This is a genomic window from Citrobacter sp. U14242 (assembly GCF_046555775.1).
Taxonomy (GTDB): domain Bacteria; phylum Pseudomonadota; class Gammaproteobacteria; order Enterobacterales; family Enterobacteriaceae; genus Citrobacter.
In genome coordinates, this window is the sequence record NZ_JBKGLW010000011.1 from 200,054 (window position 1) to 219,912 (window position 19,859).

At 49.7% G+C, this 19,859-nt stretch carries 13 protein-coding genes, 3 tRNA genes and 3 pseudogenes; 1 reads left to right on the forward strand and 18 read right to left on the reverse strand.

Annotated elements, in window-relative coordinates; all coding sequences use genetic code 11:
• Nucleotides 1-44: 44 nt before the first annotated feature.
• From ACLJXE_RS19000 to tssB, 15 genes and pseudogenes are all read right to left on the reverse strand, one after another.
• On the reverse strand, nt 45-1,259 hold the full coding sequence (locus ACLJXE_RS19000; RefSeq protein ID WP_410751701.1) for a hypothetical protein: 1,215 nt from the start codon (nt 1,257-1,259) through the stop codon (nt 45-47).
• 254 nt (nt 1,260-1,513) lie between these two features.
• Complete coding sequence (locus tag ACLJXE_RS19005) at nt 1,514-2,434, reverse strand: hypothetical protein (RefSeq protein ID WP_410751702.1); 921 nt, start codon at nt 2,432-2,434, stop codon at nt 1,514-1,516.
• A gap of 84 nt (nt 2,435-2,518) precedes the next feature.
• Complete coding sequence (locus tag ACLJXE_RS19010) at nt 2,519-3,307, reverse strand: hypothetical protein (RefSeq protein WP_410751703.1); 789 nt, start codon at nt 3,305-3,307, stop codon at nt 2,519-2,521.
• Nucleotides 3,300-3,992, reverse strand: a pseudogene (locus ACLJXE_RS19015) (DUF2345 domain-containing protein); the annotation flags it as partial. The gene ACLJXE_RS19010 and the pseudogene ACLJXE_RS19015, both read right to left, overlap by 8 nt.
• Nucleotides 3,993-4,058: 66 nt before the next feature.
• Nucleotides 4,059-4,877 (reverse strand): hypothetical protein, encoded by an 819-nt coding sequence (locus tag ACLJXE_RS19020; RefSeq protein ID WP_410751704.1) that lies wholly within the window; start codon nt 4,875-4,877, stop codon nt 4,059-4,061.
• Nucleotides 4,878-4,952: 75 nt separating this feature from the next.
• Nucleotides 4,953-5,792, reverse strand: a complete 840-nt coding sequence (locus tag ACLJXE_RS19025; protein ID WP_410751705.1) for a hypothetical protein — start codon at nt 5,790-5,792, stop codon at nt 4,953-4,955.
• An 11-nt stretch (nt 5,793-5,803) separates the two neighbouring features.
• Nucleotides 5,804-6,544: a hypothetical protein gene (locus ACLJXE_RS19030; RefSeq protein ID WP_410751706.1), complete on the reverse strand. Its 741-nt coding sequence runs from the start codon at nt 6,542-6,544 to the stop codon at nt 5,804-5,806.
• Nucleotides 6,537-9,047 carry a type VI secretion system Vgr family protein gene (locus tag ACLJXE_RS19035; RefSeq protein ID WP_410751707.1) on the reverse strand — a complete coding sequence of 837 codons (2,511 nt, stop codon included), beginning with the start codon at nt 9,045-9,047 and terminating at the stop codon, nt 6,537-6,539. Before ACLJXE_RS19035 ends, ACLJXE_RS19030 begins: the two co-directional genes overlap by 8 nt.
• 11 nt (nt 9,048-9,058) lie before the next feature.
• Nucleotides 9,059-11,694, reverse strand: a pseudogene (gene tssH / locus ACLJXE_RS19040) (type VI secretion system ATPase TssH).
• A gap of 191 nt (nt 11,695-11,885) precedes the next feature.
• Nucleotides 11,886-12,377: an Hcp family type VI secretion system effector gene (locus ACLJXE_RS19045; protein ID WP_410751708.1), complete on the reverse strand. Its 492-nt coding sequence runs from the start codon at nt 12,375-12,377 to the stop codon at nt 11,886-11,888.
• A 57-nt stretch (nt 12,378-12,434) separates the two neighbouring features.
• A complete protein-coding gene (locus tag ACLJXE_RS19050; protein WP_410751709.1) occupies nt 12,435-14,087 on the reverse strand; it encodes an OmpA family protein in 1,653 nt (550 codons plus the stop codon).
• 12 nt (nt 14,088-14,099) lie between these two features.
• Complete coding sequence (gene tssL / locus ACLJXE_RS19055) at nt 14,100-14,765, reverse strand: type VI secretion system protein TssL, short form (protein WP_410751710.1); 666 nt, start codon at nt 14,763-14,765, stop codon at nt 14,100-14,102.
• Complete coding sequence (gene tssK, locus ACLJXE_RS19060) at nt 14,762-16,099, reverse strand: type VI secretion system baseplate subunit TssK (RefSeq protein ID WP_410751711.1); 1,338 nt, start codon at nt 16,097-16,099, stop codon at nt 14,762-14,764. The genes tssL and tssK overlap by 4 nt, the downstream gene beginning before the upstream one ends.
• A complete protein-coding gene (gene tssC, locus ACLJXE_RS19065) occupies nt 16,071-17,657 on the reverse strand; it encodes a type VI secretion system contractile sheath large subunit (RefSeq protein ID WP_410751712.1) in 1,587 nt (528 codons plus the stop codon). The genes tssK and tssC overlap by 29 nt, the downstream gene beginning before the upstream one ends.
• Nucleotides 17,658-17,715: 58 nt before the next feature.
• Entirely contained in the window at nt 17,716-18,216 is a 501-nt protein-coding gene (gene tssB, locus ACLJXE_RS19070; protein ID WP_410751713.1) for a type VI secretion system contractile sheath small subunit, read from the reverse strand.
• Between the two features lie 638 nt (nt 18,217-18,854).
• Between tssB and ACLJXE_RS19075 the strand changes: the two are divergent.
• Nucleotides 18,855-19,246 (forward strand): annotated as a pseudogene (locus tag ACLJXE_RS19075) (integrase domain-containing protein); the annotation flags it as partial.
• A gap of 303 nt (nt 19,247-19,549) precedes the next feature.
• Here the strand turns inward: ACLJXE_RS19075 and ACLJXE_RS19080 are convergent.
• The 3 genes from ACLJXE_RS19080 to ACLJXE_RS19090 form a co-directional block, all read right to left on the reverse strand.
• Nucleotides 19,550-19,626: transfer RNA gene (locus ACLJXE_RS19080), tRNA-Met, on the reverse strand.
• A 33-nt stretch (nt 19,627-19,659) separates the two neighbouring features.
• Nucleotides 19,660-19,736, reverse strand: a tRNA-Met gene (locus ACLJXE_RS19085).
• A gap of 33 nt (nt 19,737-19,769) precedes the next feature.
• Nucleotides 19,770-19,846 (reverse strand) — tRNA-Met (locus ACLJXE_RS19090).
• Nucleotides 19,847-19,859: the final 13 nt, after the last annotated feature.

The window sequence follows — 19,859 nt, forward strand, 5'->3', positions numbered from 1 at the left end:
CCCTGAAACCGAACGGGGCCGGAGACGGTTTAATCCCGGAACCACTATGATGCCTCCTGTGGGGAAACGAATGGCGACACCACGGTCGCCCATGAATAATGCCCGTCCTGAACGCCACTGAGCGTCAGTTGGGGGTGTTGTGATTGTATTGCCGCCAGCGTTGCCGCAGCGACGGACAGCCACGGTGCTGCCGGGCCGGATCGCCCCAGAAAGGCATCCAGCTCGTACATCAGGGCTTCCTGAATAAACGGCTGGTTAAGGCTTAACAACGCGGCACGCTGTTCCCTGTCCAGTTCGGCAGTCCATATGCCGGATATGGCATCTGGCTGCACTGGCATCCAGTCCAGCGCCTGTGCAATGCCTGACACCATCATCTCTGTATCAGTGATACATTCAGGACGATGCAGCAGGGCCAGCGGCGTCAGCGCGGTTTGCGTCAGCCGGTTTGCCAGCAACAGCGCGGTGGCGGATTCTGCCGTCCGTTCCGGGTTCTTCGGTTCCAGACGCACGGAAATCGCCAGCAGTACGGCCTTTTCCTGAATAAAGTTGTCCAGCCAGTCGTCCACGGCGGCCAGCCCCGGCTCCGGGGCAGAAAACAGACGGGCTTCCGGGAGTCCGGCTTTTTGCCATTCGTCCTGCCAGATAGTTCTCACGGAGGCCCCTGAAAGCGGCGCATCAATTTCCAGTAGTACGTTGATATGAAAATCAGGGGGCAGCAGAAACAATTGCGGTCTGATATCAATAAAAAGACGGGAAATAATTTCGGATAAACGCCCGGTAACCGGTTTATTGGTTAATACAGGAATGACACTGCGACGCACGGTATCTTCTCCGCGCAAATCAGCGTAAGTATTCAACACCTGCTGACGCGCCAGAAATGCTGTTGTAGTTTCTGCAACGGAATCACCATTCAGCGCGGTTTGTACGGAAAAACTGAGTATCTGCAACGCCCGTCGTCCCCGCAGTGTTTCCTGCAAAATGACTTCTTCGCGACGTTGGTTCCAGGCATCAGCCCGAATGTACTGCGTGATAAAAAACAGCCAGCGAACTGAAGCAACCAGCGACCAGATAAAGGCAGGCACACCGCAGGCCAGCCCCCAGAAATGCGGGCCGTTTTTTGCCAGTTCATCGCTGGCGAATAATGAAGTCAGGGCCACGCCCACGGACAGCATCAGTAATAAGGCTGACAACCATTCAATGTGGGCTGGCGGTGCGGGATAGGGTTCTGCGTCGGGAATGGTATTAAGTCGGACGGGCATTGTAATAATCCATTATTCTGAAATATAAATGTAATGAATATCAGGATATTTAAACTATGTAAGTAATTCACTACCAACTTAGGTGTGCACTAATTAAAATACATCTTGCTTTTTATACGGAGATATCATTTGAAGCTTAATTTAAAACATGCGAATTCTTAAATTCTTTCAGTATTGTTATTAATATTTTTGAGAGTGATGTGTTTTATATTCCTTGCATACATGTTTAATAAACATACCCACAAAAATTAAGCTCACTGCATCGATGAATAAAGAGATTTAATTTTATCTCCATTAATGTTTATATTTTCTTGATTTGTTCTTATTTGAAATATATTTTCACTCCCTCCTTCATAATGAAATCGATTCATGAGTTCCTGTAAAGGGCTCCACCTCCCACGATAAGTCTCACATAACTGCCACGACTTATAGATATACTTCCTAACAATGCCAGAAGTGTTTTTACACTGCTTATAGTGTCTTTCATCCACAATAGCAAAAAAAAGATCATAAATATGCTGTTCTAAGAACCAATTACTATTTACCAATGTGAACTCTACAGTTCCTATATCATATTGATGCTTCGCAGGGAGAAAAGCATAATAGTCATTCAAATTTACTGTGTATGAGAGTTTTTCTCCGGGTGATATTTCTATCCAGTCAGATTTTTTCATCCACAAATCAAATCGGCATGTAATTTTTCTTATATAATCTAACCGTATGTTATTTGTTACGATTAAAAAAGAACCACTGCACAAAGGAGAGTAAGGTGATTCATGGATGTTTGCTGGTAAATTCATCCGATGAACATAATACGAACTATTACTTTTATTATGTAACGTTACATTTGCTGTAATTAATGATTTATTATGTTTTAATTGAAGGTGTGCGTAAATGTCCTTTTGTTCTTGAATTCGCTTACTCTCATTTAAGCTAATTTTATAGTATTGCCCCACATAATAAATCGTTTCAAATGGGTCGGATTCGTTATAATAAGTATAATCAGATAAGGATGCCAATGGGTATATTTCTGGTTTTTTATCATGCCATAATAGCTTACCATAACCATAATGTACATCCGCATTGAATGAGAAATTATCATATGCATATAATTTATTCTTGTGCATAAGAAATAAAAATAAAAATAAAAAACGCGATGTATTTGTTAAGAACATAGATACACTCACTTATGTCAAGCTTAACGATAAATTTATAATTACATATAATAAACGATAAGATTAGCAAATGGATATGAGTAATTAATCTATTTCAAAATAACGTTCAATATTATATGCATTTTCAAAGAGTGTCATATCCTTCTTTTTTATTAATTTATCAGCAAAGATGTCATACTCTTTCGCATTCTGTAGCTCTTTATCAACAGGCATATCCTCTGATTGCATACCGCCATACGTACCTTTGGGGCCATATCTGACTAAATGTGTTAATTCATGGCAAAGTGATGAAACTTTAGAATCCTTTCCTGTCATTGGTTTACATACAAACCGCTGGCCTATTCTTATTGTCACTACATCTACATATTTGTCTGGAGAAACACCTATAATATGATCAGGGGTGACGTTAGCAGTATAAGCATCATTGTCCGTAGAATTTACAAAATTGCCACACTTCCACTTAGTAACATCTTTATCATAGTAATTATCATTACTATCAAGATATCTATCCCTAAAAGTAACTTCTTTGCACTCCCCTTTATCAGCAGATAATTTATCACATATCATTTTCATTCTGTCCACGGCTTCTTGAATAACTGCTCGCGCACTTTTTGTTTCTTTTGTTACTTCTCCGTTCAGTTTAAATTTTATGGTTATTATTTTTTCAGATGGCACGCCAAATATCCTCCTGAATTCCTCTTCTGCTTCATCATTCCAGTGCGTTAACATTTCTACCCTTTTATCAATTACCTTTTTTTGTTCCTCTAGAGATTCCTTCATCATTTTCTTAAATTGATTCGTAACTTGAAATTCCTGTATGCATTGTTCAGTTTTCTGATTTTCACCACTTGAACTACCTCTATCATTACTCATGCACGCCTCCCAATATCATGTCTATATTTTGATTCAATAATCTGACATCAATTGTTTGTTTGGAATCAGTATTAAAATTTTCTGTATACCCATTCTCATCAGTAATACCTTCTTTTTGAGTGCCATCAGAAAAACATGCAATATATTTTGTGTTGGCATAAGGTAGACCATCATCATCAGTAAAAAGGAACTTAGCATTAAATTCCCCGCTCTCAATCACCGGAAACGCCATCAGTTCCGGCGTCAGCTTCGCCTTTGGTTTACGCCCGTAATATCCGGCCTTAACGTTATATTCTCCCGGAGTTCCCGCTTCTATCCCGCAGGCATCCAGCCGGATGTAGCTGCCACCGCCGTTAAGGGTGATTTTCTTCTTCGCGGTGATTTTAATCTCATCTTCCGTACTGGTGATCTCTATCGATTTCTGAGCCAGCAGTTCCATCAGATCGTTCTGCGCCTGTACCGAGATCGCCCCTTTATTGGCAAACAGTTTGATACCCGCTTTGCGTACAAACACGCTCAGCGCCTGTCCCACGCCGATAAACATATCTTTCACCACGCCGACATCGGCGTTGTTGCCTGCGTTGGCTATCACATTCTTTGCCGCCGCCAGTTGCAGGTGCTCTCCGCTGGCAATCGCCACGCCCTTGGGTGCGCTTAGCAGGATCACGGCCTGCGTCAGATCTTTATTGATTGTTTTTCTTGTAAGGAAACTGGCTACTAAAAAACAATTACACCTTATTATATGGTATTTTCAGTCTCGTTTTTCATATAGAGAGCTAATTTTATCCCCGTCAATCTCAACAAGAACCTGATTTGTTCTAATCCTGAATGAATTATTCATATCAATAGTATCAAAGGTATAAAACTCTAAATCTCTAAATAATTTCCTTAAAGATATACCCCTTTCTCCATAATTCGGTAAACATAACCGGCTTTCTTTTAATATAAGTGGCATATTTTCTCTAATATTGCAATTATTGGTTTCTGGAGTTGTTATTGAAATAAGATTTTTGAATATAGATCTCTTTATAAACCACTGTTCATCAACCACGCTATATTCTAATGATCCAATATTGTATATCCGCTTACCAAGGGGGAATTCATAATTATCATTAAGTTTTTGTGTAAGCGAAACCATTCTTCCCGGATAAAGCTCAATCCAGTCATTTCGATCAAAATCCCCACCATAATCAAAACGCCCCCCTAAATACTTTAAAAGTATATTATCTGTAGTTATTAAAAAATACATGCTTAATGCCGAAAATTGTATTTCACGGATGAAAATATGTTTATTGCCGTTATTCTTTAATCTAACCACCGCCAATATGGAATCACGTTCTTTTTTTATTGAAAGATCAAGTGTAACATTAAGAAGTCTTTTTATTTTTATATTATCAGTATCAGAAACTAAGTAGCGAGGGTATTGTTCAGGAAGTGGATAAATGTTTGCTGCTTCGTATTTTTCTCCATCCCATCCTCGTCGTCCATATTCATACTTCATAACTGTTAAATCATTAGCATTTGCCTGAAATGAAATTAAGGAAAAAATCAATAAAACTTTCAAACTCAAAGAAAAAAAGAATAACTCATCTTATGGTATACCATATTAGAGATAGCTATACGGACAACTAATTAACTTTATGATTTAGTTATCGTATAATGAGTGAATATCACACCCATCAATATCAATCACAACTTGATTGGTTCTGATATTAAAATACATCCCCTCATGCCCTCCATTTAAACCAAGTCGCCATAAAAAATATTCAATATCAATTAAGTTCTCATCTTCAGGTTCGCAATAGCTATTATTCTCTTGAAAAATATAATCCCCTCCCAGTCGACTACTACATATGCCAACTCGGAATTTAATTATATAAAATAACGATCTGTATATTTTTTTCTTCCTAATCCATTTGGCATCAGTAAAATAATATTCCAAAGAACCTATATCATAACGATGCTCACCCGGTAAAAAAATATACGCATCATTAAGAACGAAACTAAAGGAGCGTGATTGTCCTGCCGGGATTTCGATCCAATCATGGTCGAAGTTATATTCATCGAACTCACATTTACTGGACAGATAATCAAGAAGTATATTATTTGTAGTAATAATAAATGATTTTCCACACATCGAAGAAATAATACCGCTCCCTGTACCGTCATTATCCAATGTAAGTCTATTCCTATGAACAAAATAAGATTCCTTACTTAAATTTTTAAATGTCACTTTTGCTAATACCTGATGTTCCTTCTTTTTCACTGATAAATAGGCAAAAACTTGATGCAAATCTTGTTCTTTATTATTATCGAACGAATCAAGTATGTAATGGTTTTTTTTATTCTCTAAAGATAACGGATAAACAAAAGGGTAATCTCCCCCATTACGTTTTCCATAACCATATATTGCAGAGAAATAATTTTCACCCGCGAAGGTAAAAAAAGAGCAAAACAAAATGATAAAATAGAAAATATTATTCATCAGATTCTATCTCAAGGTTCTATCTCAAAATATCTTTCGATATTATATGCATTTTTGAATACCATAAGATCATGAGCTTTTACTAGATCTCGAGCATATCCTGTATATCGAAAATTTGGATTAAATTCTTCAGTTGGGACATCATCAGTTCCCATTCCGCCACAATGTTTACCATCGATAAAATATCTACAAAAATGAGATAATTCATGGCATAGAGAAGACACATGAGATTCACGACCAGAAAAAGGCTTTTTCTTAAAATTTTGTAGTATCTCAATTCGTAGCTTCTCTTTATATTTATCAGGAGACAGCCCTATAGTTAGATCATTATTAACGCGAGCTGAACCAGGAGAAATATGGGTATTATTGATAAAGTTACCATATAAGTTCACCCCATTTTGGCATACGCGTGACTCTACAGAAATATTATCACATATCAAAATTAGTCGATTGACACCATATATCATAAAAGTACGTGCATCAACTTTTTCTGATAATTCTTCTTTCACACCCTTCGAAAAATATGTACTGGTAATTATTGTATCACCAGAAACACCAAATATTTTACTGAACTCCTGCTTATCATTTTCAGTCCAGTCCTCCAGATTCTTAGCCCTTTTCTTTAATACACTTTTAGTTGCATTAAAGGCATCGTCCATCATTTTTTTAAACTTATCGGAAACAATAAACTCTTTAACACATTCTTCTTTCTTTTCTGCCGTACCTTTTGAACTACCACGATCATCACTCATTTACCCCCCCCTCAACCATATCAATGCTTTGATGTAATAACCTGACCTCTATTTCCTGCTCTTTATCACAGTTAAAATTATCAGTCTTTCCATTCTCATCAGTAATACCTTCTTTCCTTGTTCCGTCGGCCATAAACGCAATATATCTCGTATTTGCATAAGGTATCCCATCATCATCCTTGAAATTGAACTGAATATTATATTCCCCAGATTCAATCAACGGAAATGCCATCAGTTCCGGCGTCAATTTCGCCTTCGGCTTACGACCGTAATATCCCGCCTTAACGTTATATTCTCCCGGAGTACCGGCCTCTATCCCACAGGCATCCAGCCGGATATAGCTGCCACCGCCATTAATGGTGATTTTCTTCTTCGCGGTGATCCTGATCTCATCTTCCGTACTGGTGATCTCTATCGATTTCTGAGCCAGCAGTTCCATCAGATCGTTCTGCGCCTGTACCGAGATCGCCCCTTTATTGGCAAACAGTTTGATACCCGCTTTGCGTACAAACACGCTCAGCGCCTGTCCCACGCCGATAAACATATCTTTCACCACGCCGACATCGGCGTTGTTGCCCGCGTTGGCTATCACATTCTTTGCCGCCGCCAGTTGCAGGTGCTCTCCGCTGGCAATCGCCACGCCCTTGGGGGCGCTTAGCAGGATCGCTGCCTGCGTCAGATCTTTTACACTCTGCTGCAACAGCGCTATCTGTGATGACAAATCGGCAGGATCCGCTTTTGCGGTTTCAGCATCCGTGGACAGCGACTTCATCTGTGACTGTGCGCCATCCAGTATTGCCATCGCCGGAGCCATTTCGCGCACCTGACCCTGCGCCTTATCCTGCGCATCGGCGCTGATAAAAATCCCTTTCTTCGCCCGCAACGCGCCCCACAGATCGGTACGCAGCTCAAAACCTTCTCCGCGCTGCTGTTTTCCGGCATCCACCAGATGGCCGAGGTTGAGCTGGCTCTTGCCGCCGTACTCGGTGCTGACCTTGATATGCTCTTTGCCGCGCTCGTCGTCGAGGCGGATTTTGTTGTTCGCCGGGGTGCGCAGCACGTTGCGCTTGTAGTTCTGGATGGTCACATGGTCGGTGTGCGCCGAGTCGTGCTTTACCCCAGCGATATACGGTCGGTCCGGGTTGCCTTCCTCAAACGCGATACTGACTTCCGTTCCTGCCAGCAGCGGCAGGTGAAGACCATAGGTATCCCCGGCGTAGGGTCGCGACTGGCGCACCCACAGGCTTTCATAACCCGGTTTCCACGTATCGCGGTCAAAGTCGAGGTTGACCCGGTAGCGCCCATCCTTGTCGATATGGGCGTAGATGTCGTTCTTCACCGTACTGGTGACCCGCGCCGGGAGCGTTCCGGCCATGACGGGGCGGGGGATAAGCGCCGGGCGGTAGCCGTAGCGCTCTGAGTACGGGATGGCGGTAAACGTCAGCTCATAGCTGCGGTCACGCGCCGCGCTGGCCGTCACGCCGGTAATCAGCACGCCCTTGCGAAATACCGCTGGCGCGTCGTCGCCCTGAACCCTGATTTCCAGCCCCGGCATCAGCAGTGAACTGGTGCTCTGACCTTTGAGAATGGCCTGTTCATTCAGGTAGCGTTCGTGGCGGATACGGGCGTAAAACGCGCCGCTTTCCGCTGCCTCTTTATCGCCTTTTTGCAGGAAGTTGTCGGCATAGTGGTAGGCTTCGCCGTAGGTGGTGTTATCGCCCCCGGTGGCGTCATGCTGCTCAGTCATCATCTCCGCCGTGGCGGTGCGGTAGTTGTAGTCCCGCGTGGAGACGCTTTTTTCCACCACGCTGTACGCGGTGTTAAGCCCCCATACGGCTTCCGTTTCACCATCAAACAGCCCTGAAGGATGACGAAGCGGCAGCGTCAGTCCGCGCTCATAGCCGCTCTGGTCGTCGTAAAACTCGACAACTTCGATTTTCAGCCGCGTGTCGGTGGCGAAGCGGAACCAGATACCCACTTCCGACAGCTGGCGTGAGACAAACGTCAGGTCGTCCTCGCCGTACTGCATCACCTGTTCGCGGGCCGGGTATTCGCTTTTGAGGTTAAACACGAAGTCCTGACCGCGCATCTGGTGCCGCCCGCGCAGTATTTTCTCCACGATTTGCGGTACCGTCAGATTCTGGTAAATGGCGTTCTGACGGCTGCGGGCCAGCAGCGCCATACGCGGTTCAAGACGCACTTCGTAACGGGCTTCGTCCTGTGACGAGGAGAGAAGTTTAAAGCCGGTGATGACGCCGTGCAGGGTGCGCAGGGGGGCATGTACCGGCATTCCCTGTACCGGCGATGCCGTCAGGCTGAATGCGCCGTCCTGCATCAGCACCGACTGCGGCGTTATCGCTTTGTCGCTGCTGGTAAACTGGATATCGTAGCGGAACGGGGTACTCAGTTGCTCCCGGCCTTCGAAGGTCAGTACATCCACCGGACTTTGCAGACCGCGAATTTTGAGCTTGTGGTGCGCGTGGTCGAAGAACGGTACGTTCATAAGAGCCTCCATTATTTCTCATCAAATTCCAGCACAATGCCGTCTTCCTCATCCCAGCCAAGCCGCAGTCGGGCAGGCTTATGATGCACGGCCTGCTGCGCCAGCAACTGCTGCTTAATACCGGTAAAATCTGCTGGTTCAGCAGGCTGTCGATATTGCGCGCACCGGTGTCCGGCAGCAGGCAGGCGGCGGTAAGCTGGTCATACAGGCTGTCACTGATTTCCGTTTCCAGCCCATAGTGCTGGTGAAGACGGCGGACAACCTGCGCCAGCTTCATTTCCACAATGGCGCGCATCGCCTCCTGTCCCAGCGGGCGGTAAATCACCGTCTGAAAGCGCGCCATCAGTGCAGGCTGAAAATGGTCTCGCAGCAGGGGGTACAGCAGTTCATGCAGGTCTGCGTCCGTGGCGTCCGGTTTTTCCTCCAGTAGCTGCATAATGGGGTCGCAGCCCAGATTGGCGGTCATCAGAATCACGGTGTTGCGGAAGTCAATTTCCCGTCCTTCGCCGTCGCGCATAAAGCCCCGGTCGAACACCTGATAGAACAGGTTCATTACGTCGCGATGCGCCTTTTCCACTTCGTCGAGCAGCACCACGCTGTACGGGCGTTTGCGAACGGCTTCGGTGAGTACGCCGCCCTGACCGTAACCAATGTAGCCCGGAGGCGAACCTTTCAACTGGGAAACGGTATGCGGTTCCTGATATTCGGAGAGGTTGATGGTGATAAGGAATTTTTCACCGCCAAACAGGGTGTCGGCCAGTGTGAGCGCAGTTTCGGTTTTACCGGTGCCGCTGGGGCCGGTCAGCAGGAATACCCCCTGTGGGCCGTTTTCCGGCGTGAGGCCGGTTTTTGCTACCCGCAGCCGCTGTGCGATGGCGCAGAGCGCCGGGCGTTGCCCGACAACGCGGTTTTCAAGGCTTTGTTCCATACTGAGCAGGTCGCTCTGTTCGTCCTTGAGCAGGGAAGAGAGCGGGATGCCGGTCCAGTCCGCCACCACCGTGGCGACGGCGCGGGCGTCCACATCCAGCGCCAGCAGCGGTGCAAAGCCCTGATGCGTTCGCAGTTGCTGTTGCAGTTCAGTGCTGTCTGTCCCTTCCTGACGCAACGTCATGATCTGCTGCGCCAGTGCCTTTTCCTGCTGATACTGCGCTTCCAGATGCCCGGCTTCTGCCTGTAGCTCATCACGCAAATCGGTCAGTTCCGCCAGCCGCTCCGGGCTGGTTTCGGGATAAAACACGCTGTCCTGCTCAATCGCCTCCCGCTCGATATCCAGCGCGGCCAGACGCGCATGAAGCTGTGTCAGCGGCTCCGGCAGGGTGTCGAGGCTCATGCGGACTCTTGCCCCGGCGGTATCCAGCAAATCAACCGCCTTGTCCGGCAGCTGGCGTCCGGTCAGATAGCGGCGCGACAGGCGCACGGCGGTCTGGATGGCGCTGTCCAGCATATGTACGCCGTGGTGCCGGGCGTAGCGGGCCTTGAGTCCCCGCAGCATCAGGCAGGCGGTGTCATCATCCGGCTCGTCCACTTTCACCATCTGGAAGCGGCGCTCCAGCGCGGCGTCGCGCTCAAAATACTGTTTGTATTCGCTCCACGTGGTTGCCGCAATGGTGCGCAGTTCGCCCCTTGCCAGCGCCGGTTTCAGCAGGTTCGCCGCATCCGCGCCGCCCGCCTGATTACCCGCGCCGATAATGGTATGGGCTTCATCAATAAACAGCAGTACCGGCTCCGGTGATTTCTGTACCGCATCAATCATGTTTTTCAGCCGCTGCTCAAATTCGCCTTTAACGCCCGCGCCAGCCTGTAACAGACCGAGGTCCAGCGTGCGGATATGCACCGTTTTCAGGCTGTCCGGTACGTTGCCTTCAGCGATACGCAGCGCCAGCCCTTCCACCAGCGCGGTTTTGCCCACCCCCGGTTCTCCCACCAGAATCGGGTTGTTTTTACGGCGACGGGAGAGGATATCGACCATCTGGCGAATCTCCGTGTCGCGTCCGAATACCGGATCGATTCGCCCGCTGCGGGCTTTTTCCGTCACGTCTTCAGTAAAGCGGTTAAGTACCGCCAGCAGGGCGTCATCCTGTTTCTCCGCCAGCGTTTTTGCCGGTGCGTCCGCCGTTGCCACCACGGGTTGCGCGGATGTCAGCGGTTCGCTTACCTGCGGCTGACGCGTCGGACATTCATCCGACTGCGCATCCAGCAGGGGGCGCAACCGCTCAAGCTGTACGCGGCTCAGGCTCAGTAATACCCACAGGTCATTACTGGCGGGTAGCATCGGCTTTTCTGTCAGCGCCATCAGCAGGTGCTGGCTGCGGATTTGTGGATCGTCACCTTCCAGTGACGCTATCAGCCACGCCTGTCTGATAAGCGCCGCCAGCGGTTCAGAAAGTTGCGGACGTTCGCGGACCGAGCGGGGTAAGGTGTCCAGATGCGCCAGCAGAGACTGCCAGAGCGTGTCGATATCCCATTCATAGCGGCGGGCAATCACCGTGATATCGCCTTCTCCCAGCTCCAGCAGTTTCAGCAGCCAGTGTTCAATGGTTATCTCCGCATGGGCGCGGGTCTGACACAGTGAGGCGGCAGCGTCCAGCGCCCGTGCACAGTACGGGTTAAGGCGACGCAGTAGCGCGGCGGGGTGATTTCCTGTCATAGACGGGTTTCCTTATCGTGTTCTGTATTCCTGCGATCTGTGTTCAGGCACGCTACCGCCCATAGCCGTTACCTCACTCAGGCCCATCAGGTATCACCAGATTGTGGGTATGCTTTGCTCAGTACCGGTGCCTGCGGCACTGGGAAAAGCACACAACAGAAAGGCAGACAGTTTCCTGTCTGCCGCAGTTATCAGGCGGAAGGACGTTCATTCCACGAGTCGGAATGAATGATGTTGCCGTCTTTGTAAGTCCAGGTGATTTTCTCGTAGCGGAACTCAATGCGTTCCAGGTGGTTATGCTTCTCTTTACCCGGATCTTTGATGTCGTGCATCAGCGGAGCGACTCTGACCAGCTTGACGTTATCCAGCCGGGTGTTGAAATACTCCACTTCCTGACCGGCATCGTTGATGCGGTAGAATTTAAACTCCGCTGTTTTCAGGGTCTGGCCGGTGGTCACGGCCTTGTAGAGATACGGGCTGGAGGCATCGATTTCTTTGGTAAAAATGAACGGCTTATGGGTGCGGGTACCGGTCAGTTTGCCGGTATTGTTGTCGGTCGGGATGTACACATCGTGATCCAGCGCCACCACTTCGATACTGCCCTCACGCTCCTGAACGTCCACGGAACCTTTGATATCCGCGCCGCCGTCATCTTTCAGCCAGAGATAAGCAGGAATAGCCATGAGAATTACTCTCCTTGTTAGTGTGATTGAAGTACCGCCTTCTTCCGACGGTATGTTTTATTTCACGTCCAGACAGGCGTCAGAACGCGGAACAAGACTGATTTCGACGCGCCGGTTGACTGCCCGGCCCTCTGGCGTGTCGTTGGTCGCTGCAGGCTGACTCTCGCCCAGCCCCTGTACGGCAAAACAGGTCGCCGGGATGTCGCTGGTCTGCAGCATCCAGTTGCGCACCGCTTCGGCACGTCGCAGCGATAGCTGCTGGTTGCTTTTTTCGTCGCCGGTGGCGTCGGTATATCCGGCCACGAGGATCAGCCAGCCCGGTTTTGCCCGGATGTTCACCAGTGCGTCCACCAGCACTTTTGTCGAGCCGTCTTTCAGGCGGGCCTGTCCGACGTCAAACAGCGACATACTGTCAAGACGCACGGTCTGAACCTGAAGCGAAGCCGTCACTTCCATTTTTTGCTCAGGCGGACGCCAGTCGCGAATGGCGCGTAATACCGGCTGGCGGATGCGTTCGCCGGGGTATAACCCCAGACCAAGGCGCAGCGGTTCTCCTTCCCGGTAATACCCATCGAGCATGACTGCATCGTCTTTCAGCACCGACAGGTGACGGGCTTTAGTGTTAAATGCCTCCGCCGGGACGGCATAAAACCGGTGCAGATCGTCACCGACCTGCCGTAATAACTGGCGATTCGCCGTGGCTGACAGGCACAGCGCGGCGATACCCGCCACGGTAGTAATGGCCAGCATGGTCACGCAGGCCCGCCGCAGCGGGGTAAAGCCCGACTGATGCGGCAACCGCCGTAACAGGGCATCCGGGAACGGCAGCGCATCGTCTGTGTTGGTGTCCGCGATATCCGGCGTCAGGCCGGTTCTGGCGGTGATCCACAATTGCCACAGGTTGTTATCCACCGCAGGCAACGAGGGGGGTAGCCCCACGGCCATCGCCAGCGGCGGACATTTCGCCTCCGGGCCGTTCAGTTCCGCCAGCACATTCAGATCCAGCCACTGCATCAGGCTTTCGGCTTTCAGCAGGTACCAGAGTCGCTGACTGCGCTCCTGTACGCCGGATTGTGCAATCCACTGCGCGGGCGTGGTGGTCTCTGTGGATGTTGCTACCTGAACTTCGTCGCCGGTACAGATAAACCACGGTGAATTCGCGCTCTCCGGCAACGGCGAGCCGGACAGCCCGCTCCAGAGAAGCCAGGGTACGTTTACGCCCGCCCGACGACGCACCGTCGCCATACTGTGGGCGAACCGTCGCAGCCGTCCGGCCAGAACCGCCACATCCCGGTGTATGCCGGGCATGATGGTATACGCCACGGTAAGCTGCGATGCCCATGCCGGGCGAAGGGTCAGCAGTTGCTCCACCTGCGCCACAAGCTGTTCTTCATCAGGAGCATGCAGATACAGTCCTTCTGAAACCTGGCGGACCGGGCTGTCAGTGAGCAGGTGCGCCGACAGACCGCCGCAGACCAGCACTACCGGCTGCCGGTACGTTTCCGGCGGCAGCGATGACGGCCATACGTCGTCCGCTACGACCTGTTCCTTTTTCTTATGCCAGTACGCCATCACCGCCGCTGTGGCGGCGACAAGAATCACTACCACGGCATACTTCACGACCGCAGATACAGCAAAGAAACCCAGCCAGGTCGTCAGCAGCAACAACAGAGTCCATAACAAAACCGTCTGTTTCAGCGTATTCCTCACTCACCACTCCCTTTAACGCAGGCTTTGCGGCAGCAGTTCATCCACCAGCACGTTCAGCCAGTGGTGCAGTCCCCACCAGACGCCCGCCAGTAGCAGCGCCAGTGTTACCAGCCAGAAAAACGGCGAATGCAGTAAATGATGCTGACGAGCGGATAACGGCACATTCAGCACCGCCGTTTCCGGCAGCACGTCAAAGGGCGCGACCTGCCCGTTGAGCGTCGAAATAAGCTGGTCGCGCTCCGGGGCTGCCGGATCCTGATAACGCCCGCGAAATCCCAGCAGCAGAACGCGGTGAAAGCAGGTCAGCACGGCCTGCGCGGGGGCGGGCTCCTGTAGCACCTGTTTCATCCGTTCGTACAGCAGCTCACCGGCCTGCAGGGTGTTGAAAAAATGCGACTGGAGTGGATCCTTCATCCAGATGGCCTGACCGTCGTCCATGCCGCTACGGCTGAGCACCGTTTCGTCCAGCAGAGCGCACTGCGCGTAAGTAATGTGCTCCACGTTCTCCCGGCTGAATCCGGCATCTTTCAGGCGTTCGCGGACCAGCTCCACCTGCCGCTGGCAGTGGTGATACAGCGCCATACCGTGACGCACGGTGGTTCCCTGACGCAGTTCCACCACCGTCAGGAACGTGTCGCGCAGCAGCGCGTCGATATTGATATCCGTCTCTTTTTTCATGTGCGCAGCACCGCAAACAGTTCAGGTTTCAGGTCGCCCATTGTTCCCGGCGCATAAATCATGCAGCACCCGGACTCCAGCATCGATTTAGCCGCGTCACTGTGCATATCCAGCGCAAAATACTGGTTCTCCAGCCGCAGCGGCAGCGCTGCCGGAACTGAGGTAAGCGGCACCAGTTGAACACCGTTCAGCGCCACGTTGATAAGCAGCGTGACGTCATCAGGCGCACCGATTTTGCAGACCAGCGGTAGCTGATGCAGTACCTGATGCGCAGGCAGTGAGGAACGGACGGACAGGTAAAAATCGGCGTCTTCCCGCAGGCGCGGATCGTGCAGGTCGGCTTTCCAGCGGTTGCCCGGCAGTGACGCCAGATCCAGCGCGATCACCCGTGACGGCAGGCTGGCTTCCAGCAGTTCGCTGAGCAGGGAGAACAGGGGCGGAAAGACGGAGGACGGCGATTCGTGGACATAGGGCGGAACGGCGCTGACGTTATGTTCAAGGGAAAACGTCAGCAGCGCACCGGCAAGCCTCGCCAGCTCCCGCCAGACCAGTTCGGGGTGAACCGCCGGGTAGCGCAGGAAATCGCTCAGCACCGGTTCGGCGGAATTCAGCGCGTTAAGCAGCCAGAACAGGGAGACGTCGGCGACGGCGAAGTCCGCCATACGCTGGTTGCTTTCCCGTCGCATTGCCATCAGGCGCTGGCACTTCGCCCGTAGCTGCAACAGCAGCGTGTCCAGGCGCTGTACCAGCCCGTTATGGGCGTTAAACGCCAGCAACGGCGGAATATACCCCTCATCCTGCGTCCAGTTGCCCTGAACATCCCGCACCAGACGCGCCAGCGGACAGGTGATGTAATCCTGATTGTTATCATGGGCAAAGCGCAGGGACAGTGCATGGCGCTCAACGGCCATGTCTTCACTGTCACTGCCGTAGATATCCTGCACCTTTTGCCATTCCTGACGATAGCGCAGTGGCCTTTCAGCCTGCTCGCCCTGACCGAGATTACCGCCGTTACCATGCGCAAGCGGCAGCGCCAGTAAAACAATCGCGCTGTCGCCCTCCAGCGTGCGCAGGTCACTGGCAGGCGGCAGAATATCCGAGACATCTGAATCGATCTGCGTACCATCAGCAAAACGCAGGCGTACTACCTGCGTTTTCAGCTTTCCGAGCGTCAAGGCATCCCGGTCAAAGAGCACATTTGCGATCCCCCACGGATGGCGAATACAAAGTTGCGCAACGCGGTCATTGTTGAACGCTTCCCAGCGGGCCTGCTGCTGAAACTGTTGAGAAGACAGGAATGTCCCCTCAGCCCACAGTGGTCGACAAATTTTCATACATCACACCACCGCCCAATAAGGCTTTTGCTTTTGGCATCTGGGAAACCAGAGAAAGGTTGACGTCCATCCCTTCAATCTGGAAATGTGGCACGGCAAAGAGTCTGACGCGGAAAAAGCCCGGATTGTCCTCTATGTCCTCGACGATAACTTTCCCGTCACGCAGTGGATGCGAAGCCTGAAGTTCATCGCCCGGATCGGTCATTTCCGTCACCAGCGTGCGGATCCAGGTGTTAAGCTCCAGTTCCAGCACGCGGCGGTCTTTGGTGGTGCCGATATTCTCGCGCTGAATAATTTTCAGGTAATGCGCAATGCGGGACAGCAGGAAGATGTAAGGCAAACGGGCGTTGATACGGCTGTTGGTGGTGGCGTCAGCGGTATCATACAGCGCCGGTTTCTGGGCAGAGTTCGCCGAGAAGAAGCAGGCGTAATCGCGATTCTTATAATAAGAGAGCGGGATAAAGCCAAGGTTGGCGAACTCAAACTCGCGGGTTTCCGGGATCATCACTTCGGACGGAATTTTGACCTGATTGCCGGTGCCGAGATCGTAAAGATGGATCGGCAGATCGGCTACTGCGCCACCCGCCTGCGGACCACGGATCTGCACGCACCAGCCATTATTCACAAAGCTCTTCACCATATTGGCGGCAAAAGCAAACGAGGCGTTTGTCCAGAGGTACTTTTCGTGATCCGGACCTTTGACTTCTTCTATATAGTTAAAGCTGCGTACCGGCACCGTGTCCGGCCCGTACGGCAGACGTCCCAGCACGCGCGGCATCACTAATCCCACATAGCGGCTGTCATCGGTATCACGGAACGACTTCCATTTAATATATTCTGCGCGGTCAAAATAGTTGCCGATATCTTTAATCGCGGCGACTTCTTCCATCGAATTTTTAAGGAAGAATTTCGGCCCGACGGAACCGATAAAGGGCATATGTGAAGCAGCAGAGACTTTGGAAATATTACGCAGTAGTGCAATATCCTGCGGGCTGTTATCAAATTCATAGCTGGATATTAATGAGGCAACAGGTTCGCCACCCGGTGTGTCATATTCCTGAATGTATGTATGGCGATATAAACCACTTTGAATGATTTCCGGAGAATCATCAAAGTCCTGTCGCAGATGTTCTTTACTGATATCCAGCAGTTCAATTTTGACATTATTGCGAAAATCAGTGCGCTGTACGACGAACCATGTGCCGCGCCAGAGCGACTCGACTTTCTGGAATTCCGGATGGTGCATGACCGCATCAAGCTGTTTACTGATTTTCTGATCCAGATCGTCGATATGAAAATCCAGCAGGCTCTTGTCGAGTTTAACCACGTTCTCGCCTGACTTCGCCAGACAGGAAAGCAGAACGTGGATAGCCGCCGTCACGCGTTCATCGGGTGAGGCATCGGCCAGCGTTTCGCTGTTTTGCCATGAATCGATTTCCTGAATGGAAGAGACCGGGGTTAAATTAATTTTATCGAACAGGGACTGATAAACGCCGCCGGACTCAGTGGTGGTAAGCGTTGCAGTTTCAGAGGTGGCATGTTCTTGTTGTACAGACATCAGCATTTCCTTTTTAGGGATTCTTTTTTCTCCGGTTTAACCTAAATATCACTTCGGGTTAAACGTTCTCCTGCGGCGCAATTTTCGCCAGCTCATCACGCAGTTCTGAACTCAACGTCGGGTCTTTCAGAATATTTTCCAGTTCACGGCGAAACGTCGCGTTATCCAGCAGATTAGATTTCAGGTCACGTAGTAAATTGCGCATAGCGAGTAATACACGAAGTTGCGGAATATTTTTTGCTACCTGCTCGGGTTCAAAATCCTTCAGGCTTTTAAACTCAAGCGAGATATTTTGTTCATTACCGTTTCCGCTTAGCGTATCTTCTACCGTTAAATTAACAGCAGGCGAAAACTCAGCCATGACGCTGTTGAAGTTGTTTTTATTGATATCAACCTTGTCCCGTTCGGACAGCGGACGTTGCTCGTTCCCGTTACTGTAATCACCAACGGCAAGAAGCTTGAGGGGTAATTCAACTTTCTTTTTAGTGTTTCCAACATGCAGGTCAAGCTTGATATTAACGCGGGCGGCGGGAACTTCATTCTGAAAACTGTAGGCCATATCCTTTACCTCATCATCCACTTTTCATCAGGAGTGCGAAATAATCACGCGTGTGACTATCGCATAAGGAGTATGACTATATGAAGATAAAAAACAAGAGCAAATATAGAGACGGAAATATCATTTATAAATACCGCGAATAATTACACCTCTATCCTGAAAAAATATTATTTGAAAATACCATCTCATTTTTTGGCGTTTTAATCTGTTAGCTGGGAAGTAATCTGAAGCGTGTATATGCTTGCATGAAACAAAGAAAAATAAGCAGATATGCATCTCAAAATTTTATTTTTCAGAATACAAAAGGACCATTAATCCGCTCAACAATATTTGTCATGTGAATGTATTTTTTGGGAACCAGCAAAAATAATGTTTACGTATAAATTAATATAATGAATGTAGTGGTTGCAATAACATAAAAATAAAGTATGGCACACGCATTAGACATGTGTCATGTAAAGGACCTTGGTGTAATATATTTATTTCAATTTTACAAACTTATTAACAGAGTAATGATTTATTTGTGATATAAAAATCTGATTCATTCAGTGGCAGGGACCATAAAGCCGGTTTGTTTACAGGGTAAAACTTGTGAAATTTTTTTCAGACAAGAAGAGTTTTTCCTTTCCGTGCCAGCGGCGCTGGAGCTCGGTGAGTCCCGGTTAACCGTGGTGTTCGGTACCAAGGCGGACGGCCCCGCGAGACGATTATTCTTGATGCTGGCGTAGTTAGAAAGGCGGCTGATAATGCCCAGTCTGTTGCAGAACAGCGTAACGGCAGACTGATTGACAAATCAGATTTGAAATCAGCAATGAAATACTGGTACAGCCAGGCGTCGGGTCTTGGTTTAACTGGTGCATATTCCCCGCACTCGTTGCGCTATGCGTGGGCGCAGGATGCCATTCGTCATTATCTGGCGCAGGGTTTTTGTGAGAAGGAAGCGCTGGCGATGACGGCGATGGATCTGGAGCACGGTGACGGGCGCGGGCGATATGTGGCGCAGGTTTATGGGCGTAGGGATACTGATTGATAGCCGTTGCCTTGAAAAAATTGAGTTATCCATCAGTTTTCGTACAAAATTATTTGCCCCCAAACAATTTTGGGTGATTTCCTCTTAATAACGGCGCTTACGAACGGTATAGCCTATTAACAGGATTCTGGTACAGCATTGCGGTTTTTTTTGCTGATGATTGTGCCAGTAAAAGGAAAAGGCCGGAAAGGGTAAGGGGCGGTTAAGGGTAACAGCGCCAGAACGAAAAAAACCGCAAGCCGTTGATAGCTTTGCGGTTTCTTGTCTTCCAGGGACTTATACGGACGCCTTAAAATACTGAGTTGGTTGCGGGGGCCGGATTTGAACCGACGACCTTCGGGTTATGAGCCCGACGAGCTACCAGGCTGCTCCACCCCGCGTCACCGTACTGCTTGTATTTTATCAAATTTGATTGGTTGCGGGGGCCGGATTTGAACCGACGACCTTCGGGTTATGAGCCCGACGAGCTACCAGGCTGCTCCACCCCGCGTCACCGTACTGCTTGTATTTTATCAAATTTGATTGGTTGCGGGGGCCGGATTTGAACCGACGACCTTCGGGTTATGAGCCCGACGAGCTACCAGGCTGCTCCACCCCGCGTCACCGTACTGCT

Coding starts and splice junctions, on each gene's coding strand:
- ACLJXE_RS19000 (WP_410751701.1), bottom strand. CDS start 1,259: ATGCCCGTCCGACTTAATACCATTCCCGACGCAGAACCCTATCCCGCA.
- ACLJXE_RS19005 (WP_410751702.1), bottom strand. CDS start 2,434: ATGTTCTTAACAAATACATCGCGTTTTTTATTTTTATTTTTATTTCTT.
- ACLJXE_RS19010 (WP_410751703.1), bottom strand. CDS start 3,307: ATGAGTAATGATAGAGGTAGTTCAAGTGGTGAAAATCAGAAAACTGAA.
- ACLJXE_RS19025 (WP_410751705.1), bottom strand. CDS start 5,792: ATGAATAATATTTTCTATTTTATCATTTTGTTTTGCTCTTTTTTTACC.
- ACLJXE_RS19030 (WP_410751706.1), bottom strand. CDS start 6,544: ATGAGTGATGATCGTGGTAGTTCAAAAGGTACGGCAGAAAAGAAAGAA.
- ACLJXE_RS19035 (WP_410751707.1), bottom strand. CDS start 9,047: ATGAACGTACCGTTCTTCGACCACGCGCACCACAAGCTCAAAATTCGC.
- ACLJXE_RS19045 (WP_410751708.1), bottom strand. CDS start 12,377: ATGGCTATTCCTGCTTATCTCTGGCTGAAAGATGACGGCGGCGCGGAT.
- tssL (WP_410751710.1), bottom strand. CDS start 14,765: ATGAAAAAAGAGACGGATATCAATATCGACGCGCTGCTGCGCGACACG.
- tssK (WP_410751711.1), bottom strand. CDS start 16,099: ATGAAAATTTGTCGACCACTGTGGGCTGAGGGGACATTCCTGTCTTCT.
- tssC (WP_410751712.1), bottom strand. CDS start 17,657: ATGTCTGTACAACAAGAACATGCCACCTCTGAAACTGCAACGCTTACC.
- tssB (WP_410751713.1), bottom strand. CDS start 18,216: ATGGCCTACAGTTTTCAGAATGAAGTTCCCGCCGCCCGCGTTAATATC.